Annotated in this window: 21 protein-coding genes; 8 read left to right on the top strand and 13 right to left on the bottom strand. The window is 47.4% G+C overall.

The genetic code is table 11. The features are described 5' to 3' along the window. Window positions 1-67: 67 nt before the first annotated feature. Window positions 68-835: an MBL fold metallo-hydrolase gene (locus tag BEL04_RS12080; protein WP_066004125.1), complete on the bottom strand. Its 768-nt coding sequence runs from the start codon at window positions 833-835 to the stop codon at window positions 68-70. A 96-nt stretch (window positions 836-931) separates the two neighbouring features. On the opposite strand from BEL04_RS12080, the gene BEL04_RS12075 reads away from it, so the two are divergent. Next, the gene (locus BEL04_RS12075) at window positions 932-1,291 is read left to right on the top strand and encodes a helix-turn-helix domain-containing protein (protein WP_066004122.1); all 360 of its coding nucleotides are present in this window, start codon (window positions 932-934) and stop codon (window positions 1,289-1,291) included. A 9-nt stretch (window positions 1,292-1,300) separates the two neighbouring features. On the opposite strand, the gene BEL04_RS12070 is transcribed toward BEL04_RS12075, so the two are convergent. After that, entirely contained in the window at window positions 1,301-2,995 is a 1,695-nt protein-coding gene (locus BEL04_RS12070; protein WP_066004116.1) for a sodium:solute symporter, read from the bottom strand. Between the two features lie 108 nt (window positions 2,996-3,103). Further along, window positions 3,104-3,298, bottom strand: a complete 195-nt coding sequence (locus BEL04_RS12065; protein ID WP_066004115.1) for a hypothetical protein — start codon at window positions 3,296-3,298, stop codon at window positions 3,104-3,106. 112 nt (window positions 3,299-3,410) lie between these two features. Between BEL04_RS12065 and BEL04_RS24310 the strand changes: the two genes are divergently transcribed. Both BEL04_RS24310 and BEL04_RS12055 read left to right on the top strand, forming a co-directional pair. Next, a complete protein-coding gene (locus tag BEL04_RS24310) occupies window positions 3,411-3,608 on the top strand; it encodes a hypothetical protein (protein ID WP_066004114.1) in 198 nt (65 codons plus the stop codon). Between the two features lie 173 nt (window positions 3,609-3,781). Then, a complete protein-coding gene (locus BEL04_RS12055) occupies window positions 3,782-5,110 on the top strand; it encodes a carbohydrate porin (RefSeq protein ID WP_066004109.1) in 1,329 nt (442 codons plus the stop codon). 287 nt (window positions 5,111-5,397) lie between these two features. Here the strand turns inward: BEL04_RS12055 and BEL04_RS12045 are convergent, their stop codons facing one another. Then, complete coding sequence (locus tag BEL04_RS12045) at window positions 5,398-6,411, bottom strand: dipeptide epimerase (RefSeq protein WP_066005230.1); 1,014 nt, start codon at window positions 6,409-6,411, stop codon at window positions 5,398-5,400. 65 nt (window positions 6,412-6,476) lie between these two features. On the opposite strand from BEL04_RS12045, the gene BEL04_RS12040 reads away from it, so the two are divergent. After that, the gene (locus tag BEL04_RS12040) at window positions 6,477-7,466 is read left to right on the top strand and encodes a hypothetical protein (RefSeq protein ID WP_066004105.1); all 990 of its coding nucleotides are present in this window, start codon (window positions 6,477-6,479) and stop codon (window positions 7,464-7,466) included. Here the strand turns inward: BEL04_RS12040 and BEL04_RS12035 are convergent. From BEL04_RS12035 to BEL04_RS12020, 4 genes are all read right to left on the bottom strand, one after another. Beyond that, on the bottom strand, window positions 7,463-8,098 hold the full coding sequence (locus BEL04_RS12035; protein ID WP_371327588.1) for a rhomboid family intramembrane serine protease: 636 nt from the start codon (window positions 8,096-8,098) through the stop codon (window positions 7,463-7,465). The genes BEL04_RS12040 and BEL04_RS12035 overlap by 4 nt on opposite strands. A 117-nt stretch (window positions 8,099-8,215) precedes the next feature. Continuing rightward, window positions 8,216-9,934, bottom strand: a complete 1,719-nt coding sequence (locus BEL04_RS12030; RefSeq protein ID WP_066004102.1) for a sodium/sugar symporter — start codon at window positions 9,932-9,934, stop codon at window positions 8,216-8,218. Window positions 9,935-10,000: 66 nt separating this feature from the next. Beyond that, window positions 10,001-11,332, bottom strand: coding sequence for a xylose isomerase (gene xylA, locus BEL04_RS12025; RefSeq protein WP_066004096.1), 1,332 nt, complete (start codon window positions 11,330-11,332; stop codon window positions 10,001-10,003). 126 nt (window positions 11,333-11,458) lie between these two features. Beyond that, the gene (locus tag BEL04_RS12020) at window positions 11,459-12,940 is read right to left on the bottom strand and encodes a xylulokinase (protein ID WP_066004095.1); all 1,482 of its coding nucleotides are present in this window, start codon (window positions 12,938-12,940) and stop codon (window positions 11,459-11,461) included. A gap of 169 nt (window positions 12,941-13,109) precedes the next feature. Here BEL04_RS12020 and BEL04_RS12015 point away from each other — a divergent pair, with 169 nt between their 5' ends. Beyond that, on the top strand, window positions 13,110-14,141 hold the full coding sequence (locus tag BEL04_RS12015; RefSeq protein ID WP_066004094.1) for a LacI family DNA-binding transcriptional regulator: 1,032 nt from the start codon (window positions 13,110-13,112) through the stop codon (window positions 14,139-14,141). Window positions 14,142-14,207: 66 nt separating this feature from the next. After that, window positions 14,208-14,378: a hypothetical protein gene (locus tag BEL04_RS24305; RefSeq protein WP_175404069.1), complete on the top strand. Its 171-nt coding sequence runs from the start codon at window positions 14,208-14,210 to the stop codon at window positions 14,376-14,378. Window positions 14,379-14,682: 304 nt separating this feature from the next. Here BEL04_RS24305 and BEL04_RS12005 read toward each other — a convergent pair whose 3' ends face one another. Beyond that, a complete protein-coding gene (locus BEL04_RS12005) occupies window positions 14,683-15,444 on the bottom strand; it encodes a hypothetical protein (RefSeq protein ID WP_066004089.1) in 762 nt (253 codons plus the stop codon). Between the two features lie 240 nt (window positions 15,445-15,684). On the opposite strand from BEL04_RS12005, the gene BEL04_RS12000 reads away from it, so the two are divergent. Beyond that, window positions 15,685-16,035 carry a DUF6249 domain-containing protein gene (locus BEL04_RS12000; protein ID WP_083227898.1) on the top strand — a complete coding sequence of 117 codons (351 nt, stop codon included), beginning with the start codon at window positions 15,685-15,687 and terminating at the stop codon, window positions 16,033-16,035. 58 nt (window positions 16,036-16,093) lie between these two features. Here the strand turns inward: BEL04_RS12000 and BEL04_RS11995 are convergent, their stop codons facing one another. Genes BEL04_RS11995 through BEL04_RS11985 form a run of 3 tightly spaced genes read right to left on the bottom strand, consistent with a single transcriptional unit; the run spans window position 16,094 to window position 18,236 of the window. Continuing rightward, window positions 16,094-16,519, bottom strand: coding sequence for a hotdog fold thioesterase (locus BEL04_RS11995; protein ID WP_066004086.1), 426 nt, complete (start codon window positions 16,517-16,519; stop codon window positions 16,094-16,096). Continuing rightward, the gene (locus BEL04_RS11990; RefSeq protein ID WP_066004082.1) at window positions 16,516-17,025 is read right to left on the bottom strand and encodes a DinB family protein; all 510 of its coding nucleotides are present in this window, start codon (window positions 17,023-17,025) and stop codon (window positions 16,516-16,518) included. The genes BEL04_RS11995 and BEL04_RS11990 overlap by 4 nt, the downstream gene beginning before the upstream one ends. Beyond that, the gene (locus BEL04_RS11985; RefSeq protein WP_066004079.1) at window positions 17,022-18,236 is read right to left on the bottom strand and encodes a HAMP domain-containing sensor histidine kinase; all 1,215 of its coding nucleotides are present in this window, start codon (window positions 18,234-18,236) and stop codon (window positions 17,022-17,024) included. The genes BEL04_RS11990 and BEL04_RS11985 overlap by 4 nt, the downstream gene beginning before the upstream one ends. A 227-nt stretch (window positions 18,237-18,463) precedes the next feature. On the opposite strand from BEL04_RS11985, the gene gltX reads away from it, so the two are divergent. Continuing rightward, complete coding sequence (gene gltX / locus BEL04_RS11980) at window positions 18,464-19,987, top strand: glutamate--tRNA ligase (protein ID WP_066004078.1); 1,524 nt, start codon at window positions 18,464-18,466, stop codon at window positions 19,985-19,987. A gap of 42 nt (window positions 19,988-20,029) precedes the next feature. Here gltX and BEL04_RS11975 read toward each other — a convergent pair whose 3' ends face one another. Next, window positions 20,030-22,261: a transferrin receptor-like dimerization domain-containing protein gene (locus tag BEL04_RS11975; RefSeq protein ID WP_066004076.1), complete on the bottom strand. Its 2,232-nt coding sequence runs from the start codon at window positions 22,259-22,261 to the stop codon at window positions 20,030-20,032. Window positions 22,262-22,460: the final 199 nt, after the last annotated feature.

Genomic DNA, 22,460 nt, shown 5'->3' with positions numbered 1-22,460 from the left:
TTGATGGTTCATGGATCATGGTTCAGCGTAACGGTATTTTCGCATATGAGCCATGATCTATGAATTATTAGCTCTTTTCTATAAACACCTCCCCATCATCCGGTACAAAACATCTATCTGCAAAGCTTTCCGACTTTAAAGCTGCTTTAATAAACGCCCTGCTTTCTTTACCGTGATTTACAGCCTCCAGATGTACTACGTATACTTTGGCCACAGGCGCGTAGCGGCATACTTTTATTACATCGTTAATATCCATTACAATAGGGTCGCCGGTTATAAACCTTGCACCACCGCCATTCACAATAATATGGTTCGGCTGGTAGTTATCTATGGCGTCCTTCACTTCCCGGCACCAAATGCTATCGCCGGCAACGTAAAGCTTATTTTGCCCATGAGTGATCACATAACCCGAAACAATCCCCATTCGCTTGCCGGTTTCGCCGGTGCCGTGCTGACCGCCGGTGCGGATGATCTGTATGCCGTGCCATAGCAACGTGTAAGCCAAAGGCAGGAGGTTCACAAAGCCGGCTTTTGTCAGCACCGGGATATCTGCCGGCTGGCAAATGATCGGCATATTCTTAGGGATGAGTTGCTGCGCAACCGTATCCCAATGATCGAGGTGTAAATGGGTGAGCAGTATTGCATCTGTTTGAGCAATGATCCGTTCGATCTCCATGCCGCTTACCGGCAAATCAACCAGCGGGTTTTTCAGATCGTTGCCTGTATGGTTAAAGGGCCCATAACTGCCTTTGGGGGCAAGCATAGGGTCTATCAATAAAGTTTTGCCGTTAACGGTTAAAATTTGCGTGGCATTGCGTAAGAGTTGTACCTTCATAATAAAGCATTTAAATTTGACGCGGCAAAGATGAGCCTCCCGTTTTGCAAGCCCAAGAAGGTTACCTTTTGGTAACCCGTTCACTATTTGGTAACCATGGATAATAAAGATTTTAAACATTGCGGCCTCGAGGTCACCCTTACCATGCTGTCTGGAAAATGGAAGCCTATTATTCTTTATCATTTGTTCGGCACCAGCGAGATGCGTTTTACCGAACTATGGCGCATCATACCCAAAGTGACTAAAAAAGTACTGCTCGAACATTTAAAACAACTGGAAACCGACGGGCTCATTACCCGCGAAGAAAAACATACCTTTCCACCGGAGGTATATTACAAGATCTCGGAAAAAGGGAAAGCCCTCGGCCCGGTACTTGCAGCTTTGGATGCCTGGGCAAATGAGCATGCCATAGCGGAGGTTAATTTGAAGAAGAGCAAGGGGCGGATTAGTCGTTAAGCCTCCTACCTACCTTGGAAGTTTGGGTGGGGCTGCTTTCTCCACAATAACCGCTATAACAATCACCAAAACGCAACCTATCGCGTTCAGCCATAAATAGGCCACCATTTCGCGGAAACCCATAATGAGGATGGAGACCTGCGTGATCACAGCAGCGATAAACACCGCCCGGCCTTTTACATGCTTTAGGTAAAAAGCCACCACAAACACGCCTAAGATGGTGCCGTAGATATACGATCCTAACTGATTAACAGCTTCGAGCAAATTGCCCAGGTGCCCGGCGTAAAGCGCCATGCCGATACATACCAGCCCCCACACAACCGTCGACAATCGCGACGCGGCAAGGTAATCCTTTTCGGATGCGTGGGGGTTGATAATGCGTTTATAGATATCAACTACCGATGTTGATGCCAGCGAATTAAGCGCGCTCGCCATCGACCCCATCGATGCTAAAAAGACGATAGCGATCAGCAAGCCTATCAGCCCTTTAGGCAGGTAACGGGTAACAAAAGTTAAGAAAACATAGTTAGTATCGTTGGTATCGGTTTTAGGATCGGCCTTTTTTAATACTTCGATCGCCTTCTGACGGATAGCATTGGCCTGCCCGTCGGCAGCCTTCAGCTGCATCTGCGCCAGGCTGATCCTGCCCTGATCGTGCGTTTTTAAAGCCGAAACCATATTTTCGGCCGCGTTCTTTTTAATCGCGAAAGCCTGGGCGTATTCCTGCTCATCCTGTTTAAACTCGGCAGCGTATCGGCTTTGCTTAACCTGTTCAACCGCGTAGTTGTTAAAAAACACCGGCGGCTGGTTAAACTGGTAAAACGCAAAAACCAGGATACCGATCAGCAATATCAAAAACTGCATGGGTATTTTTACCAGTCCGTTCATGATCAAACCTAAACGGCTTTGCCCTACCGAGCTTCCCGTAAGGTAACGCCCAACCTGGCTTTGATCGGTACCAAAATACGATAGCTGTAAAAAAAAGCCGCCGACGATGCCGCTCCAGATGTTATAACGGTTGTTCGGGTCAAATTTCCAGTCGATCACGTTCATGCGGCCAAGTTTGCCTGCCAGGTGCAGCGTATTACTCAGCCCTGTACCTTTGGGCAGCAGGCCGTACCCCACAAAACCTGCCAGAAACAAGCCCGCGAAAATGATGCTCATTTGCAGCAGTTGTGTGTAGCTTACCGCTTTTGTGCCGCCGTAAACCGTATAGCATATAACCAGCCCGCCAATAAACAGTGTAGTGTAGGTAACGTTGATATGCAAAATGGCCGACAGAATAAGGGCGGGCGCATAGATGGTGATACCCGTAGACAAGCCGCGCTGGATCAAAAACAGCAGGGCAGTTAAGGCGCGTGTTTTCAGGTCGAAACGCTGCTCAAGGTACTCGTAAGCAGTAAAAACTTTAAGCTTGTGGAATATGGGTACGAAGGTAATGCACAGCACGATCATGGCCAGCGGCAGCCCGAAGTAAAACTGCACAAAACGCATCCCGTCGCTGTAGGCCTGCCCCGGCGCCGATAAAAAGGTAATAGCGCTGGCCTGGGTAGCCATAACCGAAAAACCTACGGTATACCAGGGTAACGACTGATCGCCAAGAAGATAGTTATTGATGTTTTTGCTGCCCCTGCTTTTCCAAACGCCATAAATAACGATGGTTAAAATGGTTACGGCAAGAACTATCCAGTCGGTAAGGCTCATTCAAAGTGTTTGGTGATGAGCCAAAATACAAAAATTAGCACAACAAGCCATGCCATCACAATGCCATAAAACCTGTTCCAGCTACTGATAAACGGCGGGAGGTCCCTGTCAGACTTTTTGTTCACGGCCCTTAACCAGCACGTTCACAAAGAAAGCAGCTGTAAGCAAACCTACTACACCGCCAACAGGTACCCAGATAAAACCTTTTTCTAAAAAGAAACCGGTTATCATGCCAAAAACCAAACCGACAACATAATATAAATAATCGTAGCTTTTTTCTTCGGGTGTGTGATGTTGTGTCATGTCCTTTTTAATATATACCGGCAAAAGTAATTGATAAATTGTTGTTTAGCAAACAGAGTTTACAGTAATTTCTTACAGTAAGATTATTTTTCGGGTGGTTGGTTCTTGAAGTATGGAATTACTTTTGCAGGTTGTAATTAGTGATGGTTTTGTGGTATTAAGGTATTTTGCCCGTAAAGGCGTGAAGCCGCAAAGCGATGAAATTAAAATTCTTAGCAGCTTTGCGAGAATTACTGTTGGTATTTGGGCGTTGCCTGCGGCCCGGGCTATCCGTTCATACTGCACGGGCATTAGCCACGGCCGGCCCTAAACTCAACGCGCGGCAGGCATCCGCTCCCACTAACGCGTATACGTCCTTGACGAAAAATTTCGGTTCAACATCGGTTGCAATTCAACCCAGGCAAGGAAGTCAAAGATCACAAATGATATTTATTTTTAGGTAAGTCTAAAAATTATATTAGATTTGCCTAATAAATTAATGCTATGAAGAAGTTCTTACTCAAAATAATCATTCTGTTTGCCTGCCTTTCAGCGAAGGCGCAGCTGAACTATACTGCCGACAGCACCGAAAAATGGAGCCAGCATTTCCAGCTCACCGTTATCGATCAAAGCCATAATGCCTTTAAGGCACCTTATTCGGGAGATAACAGTTTAAGCCCGGCACACGAGGAAGCTTTATCCATCACCACGTCATTATTTTTCGGGCACAAATTATGGAACAACGCTTCCATTTATTTTAACCCCGAAGTTTCGGGCGGCAGCGGTGTAAGCGAAGCGCGTGGAGTGGCTGGGTTCCCAAATGGAGAAACATTCCGCATCGGCAGCCCGGCACCGGCCTTGTACCTGGCGCGCTTGTTTTACCGCCAATATATCCCGCTAAGTGATGCCCGCGAACTTGTGGATGCTGATGCCAACCAACTGCGGGAGTATGTACCACGCACCCGTTTGGTGATTACCGCCGGTAAAATTGCACTGTCGGATATTTTTGATAATAACCAGTACAGCCACGATCCGCGCAGCCAGTTTATGAACTGGGCACTGATGAGCAACGGCGCCTGGGATTACCCGGCCAATACCCGCGGCTATATTGATGCCGTTGTGCTCGAATATATCAACCCATCTTGGGCGCTGCGTGCGGCAGGCAGTTTAACACCAACTTACGCCAACGGACCCGATTTTGACTATAACTACTTTAAAGCTCACGGGCAAACCATCGAGTTTACTAAGTTTACCGACTTTGACGGGCACAAAGGCGCCATCCGTTTGCTGGCTTACCGTAATGTGACCAAGGCGCCCGCTTACCGCGATGTAATCAACAGCTACAACAACAAAACCGATGTTTCACTGGATGTGATCGACGGTAAAAACTATGGTGGCGTTAAATATGGTTTCGGCCTTAACGGCGACCAGGAGCTGAACAAAAACTTAGGCGTATTCTTCCGCGCCGGCTGGAACGATGGTAAAACCGCTACCTGGGCCTTTACCGAGATCGATCAAACCCTGAGCGTGGGTTTTAACTGCAAAGGAACCGCATGGCACCGGCCGGATGATACTTTCGGCATAGCCGGCGATATCAACGGTATCTCCAAAGATCACCGCGATTTTCTGGCCACAGGCGGTTACGGTTTTATCATCGGCGATGGTAAACTAACCAACTATAAGGCCGAAAGTATCTTTGAAACCTACTACAGCGCAAAGATCAACACCAATCTGTTCGTATCTGCCGATTACCAGTTCGTAGCTAACCCGGCCTACAACGCCGACCGCGGCCCGGTAAGTTTTTTTGCGATCAGGGCGCATGTGGAGTTTTAATGGGATTTCACCGATTGAGTGCGATTACACTGATTTCGGCTTGCTACATGCCATCAAACTTTCCAAAGCCAAAAAATGAACAAAACAATGAAACGAGCAGGCAGGAAATCCCGAATACAATCTCGATTACTGTAAGGGCTTTAATAGTTAATGACGCCCCCGATCTGATATTAATATCTGGTAGTAATTTCTTCAATTTAAAACCTGGGGCTGGCAAGGTTCATACCTATCAGGCAAATAAGACCCACTGTAGCAAGAAGAAATATTATAAGTAACATAAGGCAGTCCTATTTAAACTCCAAACCCAAGCCATACCCATCATTCAACACCCATTTGCCATCAGCAAACCCAGGCAAAACGTAAGGATTGTTAGTCGTGAGGAAAGGCCCGTCCAGGTCGGCCCAATCACAAAGAGGGGCCAACGCGGCGGCGGCTAAAGTAGCGCAGCTGGTTTCGCTCATGCAGCCTATCATCAGTTTTAAACCAAGCTCACGGGCTTTAAGGATCATCTGGTGCGCCTCGTACATGCCTGCCGATTTCATCAGTTTAATATTGATGCCATTATACACACCTGCGGCTTTGGTCACATCGGGCAGGCGTTGCACCGCCTCATCGCCGATGATCGGCACCGGGCTGCGTTCGCTCAACCAGGCATTACCGTCCATATCGGTTTTGAGCATGGGTTGTTCTATCAGCAATACTCCCTGCTCGTGCAGCCAGTGGCACATATCCAGGCTTTGCCCGCGGTCGGCCCAGCCCTGGTTGGCATCCACAAACAAAGGCACATTGGTAACACTGCGGATGGTATTGATCAGTTCTTTATCACTATCGCGGCCAAGCTTTACTTTGATCACTTTAAAATCTTTGGCGTCCTGCAGCTTTTTAACGATCATCTCCGGGGTATCAATACCTACGGTGAATGAGGTTACCGGCATTTTTGCCGGATCGCTGCTGTACAGTTTCCAGCAAGGTTGCTGTCGCAGTTTGCCGTCTATATCGTTCAATGCTATATCGATAGCTGCCTTGATAGCCGGCTGGTCGGGAGCGATTGTATCAAGATAATGATTGATCGCAGCAAAATCGAAAGGATATTTAAACTGCAATACATCTACCTGTTTTAAAAAATCGGTAGCACTTTGTATACTCTCGCCCATGTAAGGCACCATCGATGCTTCGCCATAACCCGTTAAACCCTCATGGTGCAGTTGCACCAGCATCAACGGTGTTGAGGTACGCGAAAATTTAGCAATGGTAAACGTATGTTTCAGTTCGAGTTCGAAGGGTTGATAAGTCAGGTGCATGTTAAATTCAAAACTATAAAAAACGATCAAATCCCGGCAATCAAAATCAATCTTATCTTTGTGGCGTGAGCGTCCAACTATACCACCCTTTCGAAACCTTCAATTTCAGCAATAAGCAATGCTTTTTAAGCGGCGAGACTTTACAAAGCACCGAAGAAAAAACAGCCGTTTTCCCGGTTTGGCTGATGAACCGTTACGGCCTGGCCGATCAGCCGTTTAAGCTGCTCGACGAAAGCATGGCCACCTACAAAGATCTGAAGATACCTTGCGCGGCGCACATCAATGAGCAATACCTGGAGCCTTTGGAAGCAGCAGTAGCCGAAGCTTTTGATGGCGGTTATGAAGCGATGAAGGCTTTTGATGAGTTTCAACTGTTCCGCTGGGCGGGTAAGCTACTGTACGGCATTATCTTTAACGAACTGCAGATCGCCATCAAACAATCGCGCGCTCAAGGCGAAGATTTTAGCATGTCGCAGTCCATTATCCATAAGTTCAGTAACCTGCACCTGATGCTGCAAAGTATTAGCCAGCCGATGGTTTTTGAAGAGTTTAAACCGTTCAGCCTTTTCCTGTTCAAGGTTAACAACCCCGAAAACGAATTTGCTTACCGCGACGAGATCAACACGCTTACCTTCTCTATCCGGTTAAAAGATTTTGGGCTGATCATCTGCCTGCAGGATAACGGGGCCAACCGCAATTATCACCGCCACATCCTGGAAAAGATCGAAGGGCAAAAGCTGCACCCTATACAGTTCGAGGAGTTTTGCGGGCGCATCTTCTATTCAGCTTACCTGTTTAACCGTTTGCCCGAGTACAATATTTTGCCTGTAGGCGATGAGATCTTTATAGAGGCAATGCCCTTACGGGGAATGAGCGCCAAGCCTTTGTTCGATGACTGGCTGGGCAAAACCTATGGCCAGGTGCTTGAAAATTTTTGGAAGCGATGGGGGTTCCTCCTGCTCGAGATCATCAAAAACCCCGAACACCCGATGAGCTTTTTGCTCGATAAGGATGAGAACTTTATCCCTGCCGATGGCATCGACCTGCCGCTTTAATGCAAGCCCAGGTGGTTACGCAGGATAAGGAAAAACGATGGCACCACCATAGGATATAAACTGATGGTGATAATAATTCCGCACACGGCGCCATAAAAGTGCGCGTCGTGGTTAATATTACCTATACCCCGCCTTGAAGCGTACACACAATAAATAAGATATAAAACTCCAAATACGATAGCCGGGATAGGCACCGGAATGAACATCAGGTAAAAATCCCGCATAGGGCTAAACATAATAAAGCCAAACACCACCCCGCTTATAGCGCCAGATGCGCCCAGGCTATGGTACCAGTAATCGTTTTTATGTTTTACCACTGTGGGCAGATCGCTCAAGATCAGGCAGGCAACATACAACATGCCAAATTGCCAATGCCCCATAAAACGCTCCAGCTGAAAGGCAAAAAAGTAATACGAAAACATATTAAAGAACAGGTGCGGGAGGTCTTTATGGATCAACCCACTGGTAACTAATGTGTATACCCGTTTGCCCTGCGCCACACTGTACGGATGCAGGATGAATCTCTCGTAAAGCTCATCGCTGTTAAAAGCCAGCAAACTGATAGCTAACGTTATCACAAAAATGGCAGCCGCGACCGGCGTATCCCTGATGGCTATTAAAATATCGTCCAAATGTATGCGTGTTATCTGATGCAATGATACGTGATTTTGTATGGATAAGAAATACGCGCAACAAAAAACCCGGCACATTGCTGCACCGGGTTTTTAATTATTATAAGGTTTGATGGATTACCAGAAAACTGTATACAATACTGTTAAAATAAGGCAGATAATTACCGAACCGATAGCAAAGCCCGGCGTAACCTTAAACATTTTGGTATCTACCTCGAGGCCGTTAGGTACAACACCACGGCGGTTTTCGATGATGCTGATCAGCCACATACCAACTACGCTGATCAGGAATACGAAGCCCATCCTGTCGAAGAAAGGGATTTCGTATGCGCCGCCATTGCTATAGTTTGGAGCGTAAAAGCCATAAGGAGTTAAAAAGCTCAGATCGGCAAAGCGCGGTAAGAATTTGAACACGATAGATAATACGAAACCGCCTACGGTAGCAAATAATGCTGCGTTCGAAGTAGCTTTTTTCCAGAAGAAGCCTAACAGGAACATAGCCAAAATACCCGGCGAGAAGAAACCGGTATATTCCTGGATATAGTTAAACCCTTGCTTACCTTCGCCCATTAAAGCCTCGCCCAACACGTAAGCCAGAGCTACACCCAAAGCCATTGATATGGCAACCGATATTTTACCCAGGTTAACCAGTTTCTTTTCGGAAGCTTCGGGGTTAATGGCTTTTTTATAGATATCGAGTGTAAAGATGGTGGCAATACTGTTTACCTTACCGGCAAGCGATGCCACGATGGCCGCGGTTAGCGCCGCGAAGGCCAAACCTTTCATGCCCACAGGTAACAGGTTGAGCAGCGATGGGTAAGCCTTGTTCACATCGGTAATACCGTTGTGGGTAAGCATGCCTGCGGCATCGGCAGTATGGAACATACCGCGTTGGTACAATACATAAGCTGCAATACCCGGGATAACCACGATAACCGGCATTAACAGTTTCAGGAAACCGGCGAATAAAATACCGCTGCGGGCAGTTTTTAAATCAGCACCTAACGCACGCTGGGTGATGTATTGGTTACAGCCCCAGTAGTTTAAGTTGGTGATCCACATACCGCCGATTAACACGCTTAAACCGGGAAGATCCACGTAGTTTTTATTGTCTTTATGAAAGATCATGTGGAAGTGGTCGCTGGCTTGCTGGGTAACCTGTTTTAAACCGCCGAACATGCCGCCTAAATCTTTGGTGTTGCCTGTCGGGTCGCTCACCAGGTTGAGGGCAATATACGAGGCCACCAAACCACCCAGTATCAGGAAGAATACCTGGATAACATCGGTATAACCGATAACTTTCATCCCGCCAAGGGCGATAATTACCGAGAAGATAGCCAGTAAAATAATGCACAGACCGATAGAGAACTCAGGTGCGATACCGTGGATGGCGATAGCGCCCAGGTAAAGGATAGATAACAGGTTTACGACGATGTATAAAAACAACCAGAATATCGCCATAATCATGGCCACTGTACCATTGTACCGCTGATGCAGGAACTGCGGCATGGTAAATATTTTGTTCTTCAGATAAACCGGGATGAAAAACACGGCTACGATAACGAGTGTTGCGGCTGCCATCCACTCATAGGTAGAGATGGCCAAACCCATTTTAAAACCCGAACCGCTCATACCGATAAATTGTTCGGCCGAGATGTTCGACGCGATCAATGAGGTACCGATAGCCCACCAGGTTAGTGATCCTTCAGCTAAAAAGTAGTCGTTCGAGGTGGCGTTAACGTTCTTTTTACGTTGGTAAACCCACCAGCCATACGCGGCTACAACGATAAAGTAAAACAAAAATACCAGGTAGTCACCGGTTTGGAGTGTTTTCATTTTGAGTGTTTAGGTTAATAAAATGGTTCTTCTCATACACGTTAGTGTATCTTTTACAATTATATATCAAATATAATTGTTAATCAAATTTTCTAAATATTCTTGTTTACCGCTTGTAACGGCCGGTTCGCCGTTTTCAACAGCATAAGCGCGCAGATCTTCGAGCGAAAGTTTGCCCGTTTCGAACTCTTTGCCTTTGCCGTTATCAAACGATGCGTAACGGTCGGCGCGGATCTTTTTGTATTCGGATTTTTGCAGGATGTTATCGGCAATGATCAGAGCACGGGCGAAGATATCCATACCACCAATATGCGCGTAAAACAGGTCGGCCGGATCGGTCGAGTTACGGCGGATCTTGGCATCGAAGTTAACTCCGCCTCCCTGTATGCCGCCTCCTTCTAAAATAACCAGCATGCATTCTACTATCTCGTTAATGTTGTTCGGGAACTGGTCGGTATCCCAGCCGTTTTGGTAATCGCCGCGGTTAGCGTCGATGGAGCCTAAAGCGCCGTGGTCAACAGCCACCTGCAGTTCATGTTGGAAAGTGTGACCAGCAAGCGTAGCATGGTTAACCTCCAGGTTTAGTTTAAAATCGCCCAGCAGGTCGTACTGGCGTAAAAAGCCCAGCACTGTTGCGGCATCGTAGTCATATTGATGTTTTGACGGCTCGCAGGGTTTGGGTTCAATAAAAAAAGTGCCTTTAAAGCCCTGTTTGCGGGCATAATCCTTAGCGGTATGTAAAAACTTGGCAAAGTGCTCCTGTTCGCGTTTCATGTCGGTGTTGAGCAAGGTCATGTAACCTTCGCGCCCACCCCAGAAAACATAGTTTTCGCCGCCCAATGCGATGGTTGCATCCAAAGCCGCCTTAACCTGTGCAGCGCCATGCGCTAATACGTGGAAATCGGGGTTGGTGATGGCACCGTTCATGTAACGGCGGTGCGAAAACAGGTTAGCCGTTCCCCAAAGCAGTTTTACGCCGCTGGCGGCTTGTTTTTGTTTGGCGTATTCAACCAAAGCCTGTAAACGGCGGTCGTTTTCGTTAATATCGTTGGTATAATCAACTACATCCACATCGTGAAAGCAGTAGAAAGGCAGGTTAAGTTTTGTGAGGAACTCGAAAGCAGCATCCATTTTGTCTTTGGCACGCTCAACAGCATCGGCTTTTTCGTTCCACGGAAAAATGTGTGTCGGCTCACCAAACGGGTCGGCGCCGCTGCCTACAAAGCTGTGCCAATAAGCCCCTGCGAAACGGAAATGATCCTTCAACGTTTTGCCTGCCACTACGCGGTTTTCGTCGTACCAGCGAAATGCCAGCGGGTTATCCGATTGCGGACCTTCGTATTTAATTTGGCCTATCCCTTTAAAAAACTCTCTTTCACCTGTGATGATGTTTGCCATGATGTATTGTTTAATTATTCTGTTATTAGCCTCCTCTAAATCTCCCCCGCAAGGGGAGACTTTTTGTAAAGCTGTATTAATTTAATTCGCTTGGGGTCCTCCCTTGCGGGGAGGGTTGGGTGGGGCTTATTCCACTTCCAGTTGTTTATTTAAAAGTTGCTTCCATTCCTGGTATATCGGTTCATAGTCATTCCTTTTCGGTTCAACAACTTTCACCCTTTCCATATTGCTGAAAGCTTCGGCCGGTTGCTTGTAAATGCCGCTGCCAATACCTGCGCCTAAAGCCGCTCCTACGCTGCCATCGTTCTTGAATAGTTCCACCGGTACGCCTGTTGCATTTACAAATGCCTCTGTAAACAGTTGGCTTAAAAACAGGTTGGCCTGCCCGGCGCGTATCACCGAGGGGTTCATGCCATTTTCGCGCATGATATCTAAACCATAACGGAAAGCAAACACGATACCCTCCTGCACGGCACGGAAAATATGTGCCCTTGTATGCAAATTGAGATCGATATTATGAAAATGTACGCCCACCATTTTATTGCAAAGCATACGCTCGGCGCCGTTGCCGAAAGGCAAAATGCGCAGGCCATCGCTGCCTAATTTTATTTGCTGGGCTTCGGCATTCATTTGCTGATAGCTGGTACCGGCGCCGAATAAAGTCTTCGTCCAGCGGTTTAAGCTGCCGGTACCGTTGATACACAGCAACACCCCCAAACGTTTTTGCTCCCCGGTATGGTTAACATGCGCAAAAGTGTTTACGCGCGATTGCTGGTCGTAAGCCAAAACATCGCTTACGCCATAAATCACTCCGGAGGTGCCGGCCGTAGCGGCAACTTCGCCGGGGTTCAGTACATTTAATGATAAGGCATTGTTGGGCTGGTCGCCGGCTTTGTAAGCTACCGGTATGCCTGGTTTAAGGTTAAGTTTTGATGCGATATCTGGCTTTAACTGACCGTGCTGTGCAAATACCGGTTTAACGGTTGCAAAGAAATTTGTATCGAAGTCAAAGTATTTTATCACATCTTCAGACAACCGATTGCATTGAAAGTCGTAAAAAATTCCTTCGGATAATGCAGAGGCCGAAGTAGTGACCTCACCGGTGAGTTTCATGGCGATAAAATCGCCCGGAAGCATGATTTTATCGATTTTATTGTAAATATCCGGCTCGTTTTGTTTTACCCAGGCCAGCTTTGAAGCGGTAAAATTACCCGGCGAGTTCAATAAATGACTTAAACAAAAATCGTGACCCATTACATCAAAAGCCTTGTCGCCAATTTCCACAGCGCGGCTATCACACCAGATAATGCTGTTTCTGAGCGAATTCTGGCCTTTATCAACCAAAACCAGGCCGTGCATCTGGTAAGCGATACCGACAGCGGCAATATCTTTCGGATCGAAGTTTTTGTTGGATTGTGCCAGTAAAATGGCCTTTTGCACATGCTCCCACCACATTTCGGGCGACTGCTCGGCCCAGCCGGGCTGTGTTGAAATAATAGCCGACTCGGTATCGGGGTACTGCGCCGATGCGATACATTTTTGTTGTTGCGCGTCGATAACCGACACTTTAATAGACGAAGTACCTACATCAATACCCAAAAGAAGCATGCAACAATTGTATTAGTTTATAAACGGAATATGAGTTCGTGTTTGTTAAACACTAATTTGTGGTAAAATTATTGAATATTTTTTAAAATGCAATCGGTTGTAATTTTATTTGCAATATTTTTTTTACTTTAGTTGCAAAGATGCCATTCGGCCTATCTTTGCAACCTGAATGAAGAATAAGGAAATCACCATTTATGATATTGCCAAAGAGCTGGATATTTCGCCTGCTACGGTAAGCCGCGGCCTGCGCGATCATCCCGCCATCAGCAAGAAAACCAAGAAAAAGATCATGGACATAGCCAAGTCAATGGGTTATCGTTCAAACACTTTTGCCAGCAGCCTGCGCTTAAACCGCACCAATACCATAGGGGTAATTGTTCATCGCCTGGATAGTTTTTTTGTATCGACGGTTTTGGCCGGGATGGAAAAAATTGCCAGCGAGTCGGGCTACAACCTCATCATCAGCCAGTCGCTCGAGAGTACTGAAAAAGAGATCGCCAACGCCAATACCATGTTCAACAGCCGTGTCGACGGGCTGATGGCATCCCTGGCTTACGATACTGAAGATATCAGCCATTTTATGCCTTTTATTGATAAAGGTATCCCATTGCTATTCTTCGACCGCGTGTACAACCACAAAAACTGCCCGGCAGTGGTGATCGATAACTTTAAATCGGCTTACGAAATTACCACGCACCTCATCGAGCAGGGCTGTAAAAAAATAGTACACGTTACCGGCGACCTGAAACGGAATGTATACGCCGACCGTTACCAGGGGTACCGCAAGGCTTTAGCCGATAACGGGCTTAAATTTACCGATGACCTGCTGATCATCAACTACCTGAACGAGCACGTCGGCCCGAACGTTGACGCCGTGCAGCAGATACTGGCTATCGACCCGCTGCCCGACGGCGCCTTTATCACCAACGACGCTTTTGCTGCCTATTGCATGCGCGAATTAAAAGCCGATGGGATATCCATACCCGGCGATATTGCTATTGCCGGTTTTAACAACGACCCGATATCGGGCCTGGTTGAACCTAACCTCACGACGATCAATTACCCGAGCTACGAGATGGGCGAAGTTGCGGCGCGGACGCTGATCAACCACCTCAAAGGCGCTTCGAACATGATGCTGACGGATTCGATCGTATTGAAATCGGAACTGATCGTGCGGGAGTCGTCGTTGAAGAAGGGGTAAGTAAGAAGAGGGTTCTTGAATATCAAATGCATTTTTATTATTTTCGTATAAAAAGCAAGAGCTGTTATGACCCATCTTACTATCGATAAAAAGAAATATGTGCTTATTCCTGAAGAAAGCTATCAGGAGTTGCAAAGGCAAGCAGCGTTAAAATGGAAACCCGAAAAAACGCTCTCCATTGAAGAAGCTCGGGATTACAGTAAAAAGCTCATCAATAAATGGGCTTCCGACAAGTAATTATCCGCGAATCTGTTGCATATGCTATTGCCGAGGTCTCCTGGTATCTTGAATCAGAAGGTCTTTTGGCTACCGCCGAAAAATTCTCGAATGAGGCATATGATTTTATTTCAGCATTAGGCGATAGCAGAAAAGGGTACAGGCTATGCCGTGACCCTGAGAGAAATCTAATGGGATACAAATGTATTTCCTATCGAAAGAAATACACGATTGTGTTTGTTGAACTTGACACCGAAATTATTGTTTGCGAGTTTATTCTTTCTAAGTTAATTTATTGGTAATAGAGTCACTAAAGCCTTTATCTTTAAAACCTTCGTCCCAATATCACCTTAAATATCGCATGATCCGACGCCTGGGTACCGTAACCGATGCCGGCGTTAAACTCCCAGTTGGCGCTGTAGTTTAAGTCGGTAGCGATATAAAACTGGTGGTCCTGCTCGCTTATCGGGTCGTAATGAAAAAACGGGCCCGTACTGCCATAGTACTCGATGCCCAATGCCACTACCTTGCTTACGTCATAGCTGGCCTTTAAGTTGGGCGAGAATATGTAGCTCTCGTTATCGCCGGTACCGGCAAAACTATGGTCGACAGTAGGGTTGAAAGACACGTAAAGTTTATCCCATTTTTTATCGATGATAGGGCGGATCTCCAACGACGAGGTACTCTCCGAATAAGCCGCCTTCTGGAAGCCGAACTCCACCGATAAGCTGACGCCTACCGGCCAATGCCAGCTTTCGGGAGCTGCAACCCTCGGGCGTATATGCGAGCCTACATAAGCGGTGCGGCCATCGCTGCCAACGGAGTTAAAAAAATAAAAACCCGTCTCGAACCAGGTGGTCCAGCCGTGGGTTATTTCGATTGTTTCGTGTTCGACGTGGTTGGTTGGCAAGGTACCGCCTGCATCGGTAAACCTGGTGCCATTGAGCGTAAAGTTGCTGTGCAGCTCAACCATGGTATGACCCTTATCCATGGTTTCGGAACCGTAAACCTGTATCTCGTAATTATCCTGCGCCCGTACGCATAGAGCCGATACGGCAAAAAAAGCGGTAAGTAAATATTTGTGCATGAGGTTAGTTTGGTATAAAGTTGAGAAAAAATATGATGCGGGCGAAGTGCGATAACCTATCAAACAAAAAAGTTACGCTTTAAACATGGAGGTGCCAGCCCTTTATCGGGTGGGATAGCTTGCCGCACTAAAAAATTAAAAAAATAATTTACCAGCGTGTAACCTGCTTAAAAAACGTGTAGTCATAGCTTACAAATACACAATAATTAACAGGTATATTAACAATTAAAATTACACATTATGGAAGCCGGCGTTTTAATCCCAATTTTAGTCCCAATAAGCATGTTTGCTATGATTTTCGGGATCGTTTATCTGCATAAAAGAGAAAGAATGGCCATGATAGAACGTGGAATGGATCCACGCGCCTATAAAACGCAGCCTGCACCTTTTAAATATTTAAAGTGGGCGTTGTTATTGATCGGTACGGGGGTTGGCTTATTTTTAGCTACGATATTAACCCAGTTTGTTTTTACCAAATGGGATACCGATAACCCATCTATTCATTTTTCGCTAATAGGCATTTTTGGAGGTATAGGTTTGTTTGTATCGTATCTTATAGAGAAAAAAGAAACTTTTGATAAGAAGGAGTAGTCTTGAGTCGGGAGTCCATAGTCATGAGTCAAAAAGGCTCCCGGCTCATGACTCCGGACTAACGACTGATAATAGCTACCGTTAACCTGCTGATGCAGTTCATCTTGCCCCGGTCGTCGTACATTTTAATATCCCAAACATGGGTTTTGCCCCCGATATGGATGGGCGTGCAGATGCCGGTAACATAACCACTCTTTACCGGGCGCAGGTGGTTGGCATTCACTTCGAGGCCAACGGCCATCAGCTTTTCAGGGTCGATAATCAAGCTTGAGGCAATACTGCCCAGGCTTTCGGCCAATACAACCGATGCACCGCCGTGTAAAATACCATAAGGCTGATGGGTGCGTGCATCCACAGGCATGCGGCCTTTAATAAAATCATCACCTATCTCGGTAAACTCGATACCGATCAGCGCGCCGATGTGATCTTTGTGGCGATCGTTGATATCGCTCAACTGCGGTTCGCCAAACCAAAGCCTGCTCATAAATAATGTTTTTTCAGGATATTAACGTGGTGATTGGCATGCCCGGCAATGATGTACAAAAAGGCATTCACGGTAATGCGGTGCCCGCTCGATATGCCGCTTAATTGCTTCTGCCCGTCGGTAAGGCTGTTGAAAAGGTACAGGTTGGCTTTGCGCACCGCCAAAAACTCGTCAACCAGGTCGCTCATCTTCATCCCATTAAAATGTGCGTTCGCTACATAATCGTCCTGCTCAAAACCGGGCAGCGGCGCCGTATCTTTTCGCGAAAAGCGCAGCAGGCGGTACGCCATAATACGCTCGGTATCGGTAAGGTGGCCTATGCTTTCGTTAACCGTCCATTTGCCATCAGCGTAAGCATAAAGCGCCTTGCTTTCGGGTATCGATCTCAAAAAAACGTTCAGGCTATCGTACTGCTGGTTCAGTATTTCAACAATATCCCCATCGGCTACCGTGTCGAGGTACTGCGTTTGGTAGGGGATGTAATCGCCGGGTTGTGGTCTGTTCATGATTCGGTAGTTTGATTTTTTAATGCGATGCGGAAGGTGGTGCCCTTGCCTAATTCGGAGTCTTTTACATAGATCTGGCCGTTATGGTAGTTCTCCACCATCCGCTTGGCCAACGAAAGGCCCAGGCCCCATCCCCGTTTGCGGGTAGTATAACCCGGCTGAAAAACGGTGACGAATTTTGAACGCGGGATACCCTTACCGGTATCAGATACATCGATAAACACCTGCTTTTTTACCTGGTTTTGCCCTACCTCTATGCGGATGGTGCCGCTCTCTTCGATGGCGTTGATGGCGTTCTTTAATAAATTTTCGAGCACCCAGGCAAACAGCGGCACGTTCAAAGCAGCCTCGAGATGCGGATCGCCGACAACCTCAAAGTGTATCTTGTTGCTCACCCGAACCTTGAAGTAGTCTACATACTCTTTGACCACCTCGTATACCGAATGATTCTCGAGTTTGGGTTTGGAGCCGATCTTCGAGAAACGGTCGGCAACGATCTCCAGGCGTTTCACATCGTTTTCCATTTCGGCGATAAGCGGGTCTTCTTCGGCCGAAAATTTATCTTTAATGAGCTCGATCCAGGCCATGAGCGACGAGATGGGTGTACCCAACTGATGGGCCGTCTCTTTGGCCAGCCCTACCCATACCTGGTTCTGCTCCGATTTGCGCGATGAGCTGAACGCCGTATAAGCCACCAGCAGAAATACCGCGATAACCGTAAGCTGTATGTACGGAAAAACTTTTAACTGGGTTAGCAAGGCCGAATCCTGGTAATATACCAGCCAGTACTGCCCGCTAAAGGTATCTATCTTGATGGGGCCGTGCTGCTCGCGCATGTACTCCAGTTGCGCTTTGTAATATTGCGGGTCGTATCGCAGGGCTTTTTTATCGGGCTTGGCGCCTACGGCAGGCTGGATGTAAGTTCGTGTGCTATCCAATCCGCGGGCAAACAGGATATCGCCTTTATCATCAACCACGATAGCGGGCACTACCAGGCTATCGCGGACGGTGGTGATAAAGTTAAACGAATCATTATCATCGGCCGCAAGCAGCATTTTAACGCTCAGCGCCCATAATTGCGCGCGCGTACGCTCGCTTTTGGCTATGCCCCTCACCAGGTAACGGGTGTAGAGCAGCGAGCCGATAGCGATAACTACGGCAAAAGCGAGTAACAGATATTTCCAGCGGCGTTTACGTTCGTATGGGTTCATCGGTAATCCAAATTAAACGATTTCATTTTGGATTTTCATATTTCGGGTGTCGGATTTGGGATTTCGGATTTTCTCAAAGTGTCAATACTGTGAGTTAAGAAGCAATGACCGTGTATATTTAATATATTTTTCTCACCCCGTTGCAATTTTATGAGGAAAATCGGGTAAATCCGAAATTGAACATCCGAAATCGAAAATCCGAAATCCGAAATCCTTACTTTTGCCCCATGTCACAATCCAATGTCCGCGTCCGTTTTGCGCCCAGCCCGACAGGTGGTTTACACCTGGGCGGTGTGCGCACCGTGCTGTTCAATTACCTTTTTGCGAAAAAGCATAACGGCACTTTTGTGCTGCGTATCGAAGATACCGACCAAAGCCGTTATGTTGAAGGCGCCGAACAATACATTCTGGACTGCCTGCAATGGTGCGGGCTGAACCCCGACGAGGGCCCGGGCATTGGCGGCCAGTATGCACCTTACCGCCAAAGCGAGCGCAAAGCGCTTTACCGCGAGTACGCCGAGCGCCTGGTTGCCCAGGGCCACGCCTACTATGCTTTTGACACGCCCGAAGAACTCGATAAAAACCGCAAGGAAATACCTAATTTTCAATACGGGCATGTATACCGCAGCCAGCTGCGCAACTCGTTAAGCCTGAGCGAGCACGATGTTGATCTGATGCTGGACAATGGTACGCCGCATGTTATCCGGATAAAAATGCCTGCCGATGAAACCGTGCGTTTTACCGATATGATACGCGGCGATGTGAGCTTTGATACCAACCAGGTTGACGATAAGGTTTTGCTCAAAGCCGACGGGATGCCTACCTACCATTTAGCGGTTGTGGTCGACGATTACCTGATGAAGATAAGCCATGCTTTCCGCGGTGAAGAGTGGCTGCCATCGGCGCCGGTGCACCTGCTGCTGTGGAAGTATTTAGGATGGGAACAACATATGCCGCAATGGGCGCACCTGCCTTTGATATTAAAACCCGACGGGCACGGTAAGCTGAGCAAGCGCGACGGGGCCAAATTCGGCTTCCCGGTGTATGCTATGGACTGGCTCGATGATAAAACCGGCGAACTGACACCGGGCTTCCGCGAGATGGGTTTTTTACCCGAAGCGTTTTTAAACCTGTTGGCCATGTTGGGCTGGAACAGCGGTACCGACCAGGAAATATTTACCATGGGCGAACTGATCAATGCATTTTCGATTGAGCGGGTGAACAAGGCCGGGGCTAAATTTGATTTTGAAAAGGCCAAGTGGTTTAATGCAGAGTGGATAAAGAAGATGAGCGGTGAGCAGTTGGCAGAGAGTGTTATAGGTGTTTTAGACCGTCATGCCATTACTGTTACCAACGATGACTATCTGGTTAAAGTGATAGAGGCTGTTAAAGACCGCTGCACCTTATTGAATGATTTTTATACACAAACCTTGTACTTTTTTGAGGCACCGGTGCAATACGATCTGGTCGCCGTTAAACCAAAATGGACCGATGAGAAAACGCTCTTTTTTAGCGAACTGATCACCCGTTTTGATGAAGCGGAGGTTTGGGAACCGATGCAGTTAGAGATATTGTTTAAGTATCTTACCGACGAAAAAGGCTTTAAAATTGGCGATGTAATGCTGCCTTTCCGCATTATGCTGGTGGGCGGCAAATTCGGCCCGCATGTTTTTGATATTGCGGCCCTATTAGGTAAGCAGGAAACTGTGGCGCGGATAGAAAAGGCATTGGTGGCTTTTAACGCACTATGAAGCTTTGACAACTTTTTTAAAGTTGTCAAAGCTAAAAACTCTTTATGGCATCGCGGGTGTTGCAGACGCGCTTAAATAATCGGCTAACCGGTTAAGTTGTTGTGCCACTACTACTATCTGCTGCTGCGCCTCCGTAAAGTTGCGCTGCTCGATGGCTTCGCGTATGCCGGGTAAGGTTTTAACGCCATAACCGGTATAAAAGCCAGGAGCATAAATGGTATGCTTGTACCAGCCCCGGCGAGGCAGGCCGTCTGCCGAAAGCAATTGTTGCTCGGCCTGGTACAGTTTTTTATTCAACGCCTCATTATCGCCGCCCGTTTTTGTGGCTTTGCTCCATATCTCGGCCATATCGTTGGCACTTTTTTCCAGCTTGTGCAGGGCGTTTTGGAGCGGTGAAAAATCAAGATAAGGTACATCGGCTTTAGCCACAGGCGGCTTTACTGATTTTGTCGGATCGGCGGCTAACTGGTAATTGTTCGCCCTGATTGCCTGATTATCAACCGATGTGTTTTCGCGCATGGCATCTGTCAGGTCGGCAACTTCGGTACTGTAACGGTTAATGGTTTTATACAGACTGCGGAAATCAAATGGCAACAGGTCGGCATTGGCCATTCGGAGCGCTGCACGCCCCGCGGTTTGCGCCAGTGCCACGCCGTATTGAAAATTCGGATCCTTGAAACGCACATAATCATCGTACGAATCGTAAACCGAGTGGTATTCGCCTCCCGGATCTTCGCCGCCGAAACCAAAATCGAGAGAGGGCACGCCCAGGTGTTGTAAAAACGACGAATAATCAGAGCCTGATCCCATAGCGCCAATACGGATGGTTTTACGTTCCATAGCTTCCTTTTTAGCCTTTGATGTTGCAGCATTCACTATTTCGCGGGCATGGCTGCGCTCGTACACGCTTACCTTAGTTTGCGGGTCTGTTACATCGTGAGCTATTTCGTCAACAAAGCCCTCCAGGGCATGCGAACCCGATGCACCCAGGAATCCACGGCCGTTGCCATCCGAATTAATATATACTACGGCTTTTTGCTGCAATTCTTTGCCGTGGTCCTCGGCCCATTCGGTCGAGCCCATCAGCCCGGGTTCTTCGCCGTCCCAGGCGCAATATACCAAGGTGCGTTTAGGTTTCCAGCCTGTTTTTAACAGGTCGCCTATGGCCTTGGCTTCATCATCCATTGCAGCCTGCCCACTTAGCGGGTCGCCGGCACCGTTTACCCAAGCATCGTGGTGGTTGCCCCGCACTACCCACTCGTCGGGGTAAGCTGAGCCTTTTACCATGCCGATCACGTCATAAGCGGGCACCATTTTCCAATCGAACTCGAGTTTTAAATGTACCACAGCTTTGCCCGGGCCTACGTGGTAAGTGAATGGTAACGCGCCACGCCAGTCGTCGGGTGCAACGGGCCCCTCAAGTGCAGCCAGTAAAGGCTGCGCATCATGATAGCTGATGGGCAGTACCGGGATCTTTAACAAGTTAGTGGCGTTTTCACGTTTTAAGCGAACAGCATCTTTGGTGGCGCCTATACCAGGGGTTAAGGGATCGCCCGGATAGATTACCATATCCATTACGGAGCCGCGCTGAGCTCCGTATTCGTTTTTAAAGGCCCCTTTAGGATAAACATCGCCCTGGTAATAGCCATCGTCTTTAGGGTCGCTGTAGATAATACAACCTATGGCGCCATGTTCCTGCGCTACTTTAGGTTTAATACCGCGCCACGAATGCCCGTATTTGGCTATGACAATTTTACCCTTTACGCTGATGCCCATGGCATCAAGCTTTTCGTAATCTTCAGGGATGCCGTAATTTACAAATACCAGTTCGGCAGTAACATCACCATCGGCGCTCCAGGCATTATATATTGGTAATTGGCCGTCCTGGCCACTGGTGGCATCTTCTTTTAAAGCCGGCTCTTTTAAAATGGCAGTATATTTTGTTGGCCCGGTCATTTCGAGTACACGGGTTTTAGGCGTGGGGAAAAGCACGTTATAGGTTTCGATATGAGCATCAAAACCGTAGCTTTTAAGCTTTTCGAGAATTATACCGGCGTCGGCCTTACCTCCCGGCGAACCAATATGGTGCGGCTGGGATGACAACAGCTTAATGGTTTCGCCAATGCGTTGCGCACTAAGCGACTGATCGAATTGCGTTTCGGCTTTGATCTCGGCAGCCAATGACTGGCCGGTAAAACCGGTAATCGTTTTTTGTGCCACGGCGCATGGAGCAATCAACAGCGCGGCCACACTAAGGGCGTACAGTTTGTTCATGTAAAAAAAGGGTCAGTTGTTAACGAAAGTGAATATAATAATTTTACGCTTTAAAGGCAATAAAAGCGGGTAATGTAGCGGAAATTTTGTATCTTGTATCATGAAAATGCACAGATTGCAAGAATGAACATAGGCCAAGCGGATTGGAAAAAAGTATAGAACACCGAAAAATTTCTTACAATATCCCCCCTGCTTTTGT

It is taken from the genome of Mucilaginibacter sp. PPCGB 2223, assembly GCF_001705515.1.
Classification (GTDB): Bacteria; Bacteroidota; Bacteroidia; order Sphingobacteriales; family Sphingobacteriaceae; genus Mucilaginibacter.
Note: the sequence above shows the minus strand (reverse complement) of the source record. Positions and strands in the feature narration are given on the sequence as shown.

What these genes read in the sequence shown, in the direction of transcription:
- BEL04_RS12080 (WP_066004125.1), bottom strand. Translation starts at nt 835, where the DNA reads ATGAAGGTACAACTCTTACGCAATGCCACGCAAATTTTAACCGTTAAC.
- BEL04_RS12075 (WP_066004122.1), top strand. Translation starts at nt 932, where the DNA reads ATGGATAATAAAGATTTTAAACATTGCGGCCTCGAGGTCACCCTTACC.
- BEL04_RS12070 (WP_066004116.1), bottom strand. Translation starts at nt 2,995, where the DNA reads ATGAGCCTTACCGACTGGATAGTTCTTGCCGTAACCATTTTAACCATC.
- BEL04_RS12065 (WP_066004115.1), bottom strand. Translation starts at nt 3,298, where the DNA reads ATGACACAACATCACACACCCGAAGAAAAAAGCTACGATTATTTATAT.
- BEL04_RS24310 (WP_066004114.1), top strand. Translation starts at nt 3,411, where the DNA reads ATGGAATTACTTTTGCAGGTTGTAATTAGTGATGGTTTTGTGGTATTA.
- BEL04_RS12055 (WP_066004109.1), top strand. Translation starts at nt 3,782, where the DNA reads ATGAAGAAGTTCTTACTCAAAATAATCATTCTGTTTGCCTGCCTTTCA.
- BEL04_RS12045 (WP_066005230.1), bottom strand. Translation starts at nt 6,411, where the DNA reads ATGCACCTGACTTATCAACCCTTCGAACTCGAACTGAAACATACGTTT.
- BEL04_RS12030 (WP_066004102.1), bottom strand. Translation starts at nt 9,934, where the DNA reads ATGAAAACACTCCAAACCGGTGACTACCTGGTATTTTTGTTTTACTTT.
- xylA (WP_066004096.1), bottom strand. Translation starts at nt 11,332, where the DNA reads ATGGCAAACATCATCACAGGTGAAAGAGAGTTTTTTAAAGGGATAGGC.
- BEL04_RS12020 (WP_066004095.1), bottom strand. Translation starts at nt 12,940, where the DNA reads ATGCTTCTTTTGGGTATTGATGTAGGTACTTCGTCTATTAAAGTGTCG.
- BEL04_RS12015 (WP_066004094.1), top strand. Translation starts at nt 13,110, where the DNA reads ATGAAGAATAAGGAAATCACCATTTATGATATTGCCAAAGAGCTGGAT.
- BEL04_RS24305 (WP_175404069.1), top strand. Translation starts at nt 14,208, where the DNA reads ATGACCCATCTTACTATCGATAAAAAGAAATATGTGCTTATTCCTGAA.
- BEL04_RS12005 (WP_066004089.1), bottom strand. Translation starts at nt 15,444, where the DNA reads ATGCACAAATATTTACTTACCGCTTTTTTTGCCGTATCGGCTCTATGC.
- BEL04_RS12000 (WP_083227898.1), top strand. Translation starts at nt 15,685, where the DNA reads ATGGAAGCCGGCGTTTTAATCCCAATTTTAGTCCCAATAAGCATGTTT.
- BEL04_RS11995 (WP_066004086.1), bottom strand. Translation starts at nt 16,519, where the DNA reads ATGAGCAGGCTTTGGTTTGGCGAACCGCAGTTGAGCGATATCAACGAT.
- BEL04_RS11990 (WP_066004082.1), bottom strand. Translation starts at nt 17,025, where the DNA reads ATGAACAGACCACAACCCGGCGATTACATCCCCTACCAAACGCAGTAC.
- BEL04_RS11985 (WP_066004079.1), bottom strand. Translation starts at nt 18,236, where the DNA reads ATGAACCCATACGAACGTAAACGCCGCTGGAAATATCTGTTACTCGCT.
- gltX (WP_066004078.1), top strand. Translation starts at nt 18,464, where the DNA reads ATGTCACAATCCAATGTCCGCGTCCGTTTTGCGCCCAGCCCGACAGGT.
- BEL04_RS11975 (WP_066004076.1), bottom strand. Translation starts at nt 22,261, where the DNA reads ATGAACAAACTGTACGCCCTTAGTGTGGCCGCGCTGTTGATTGCTCCA.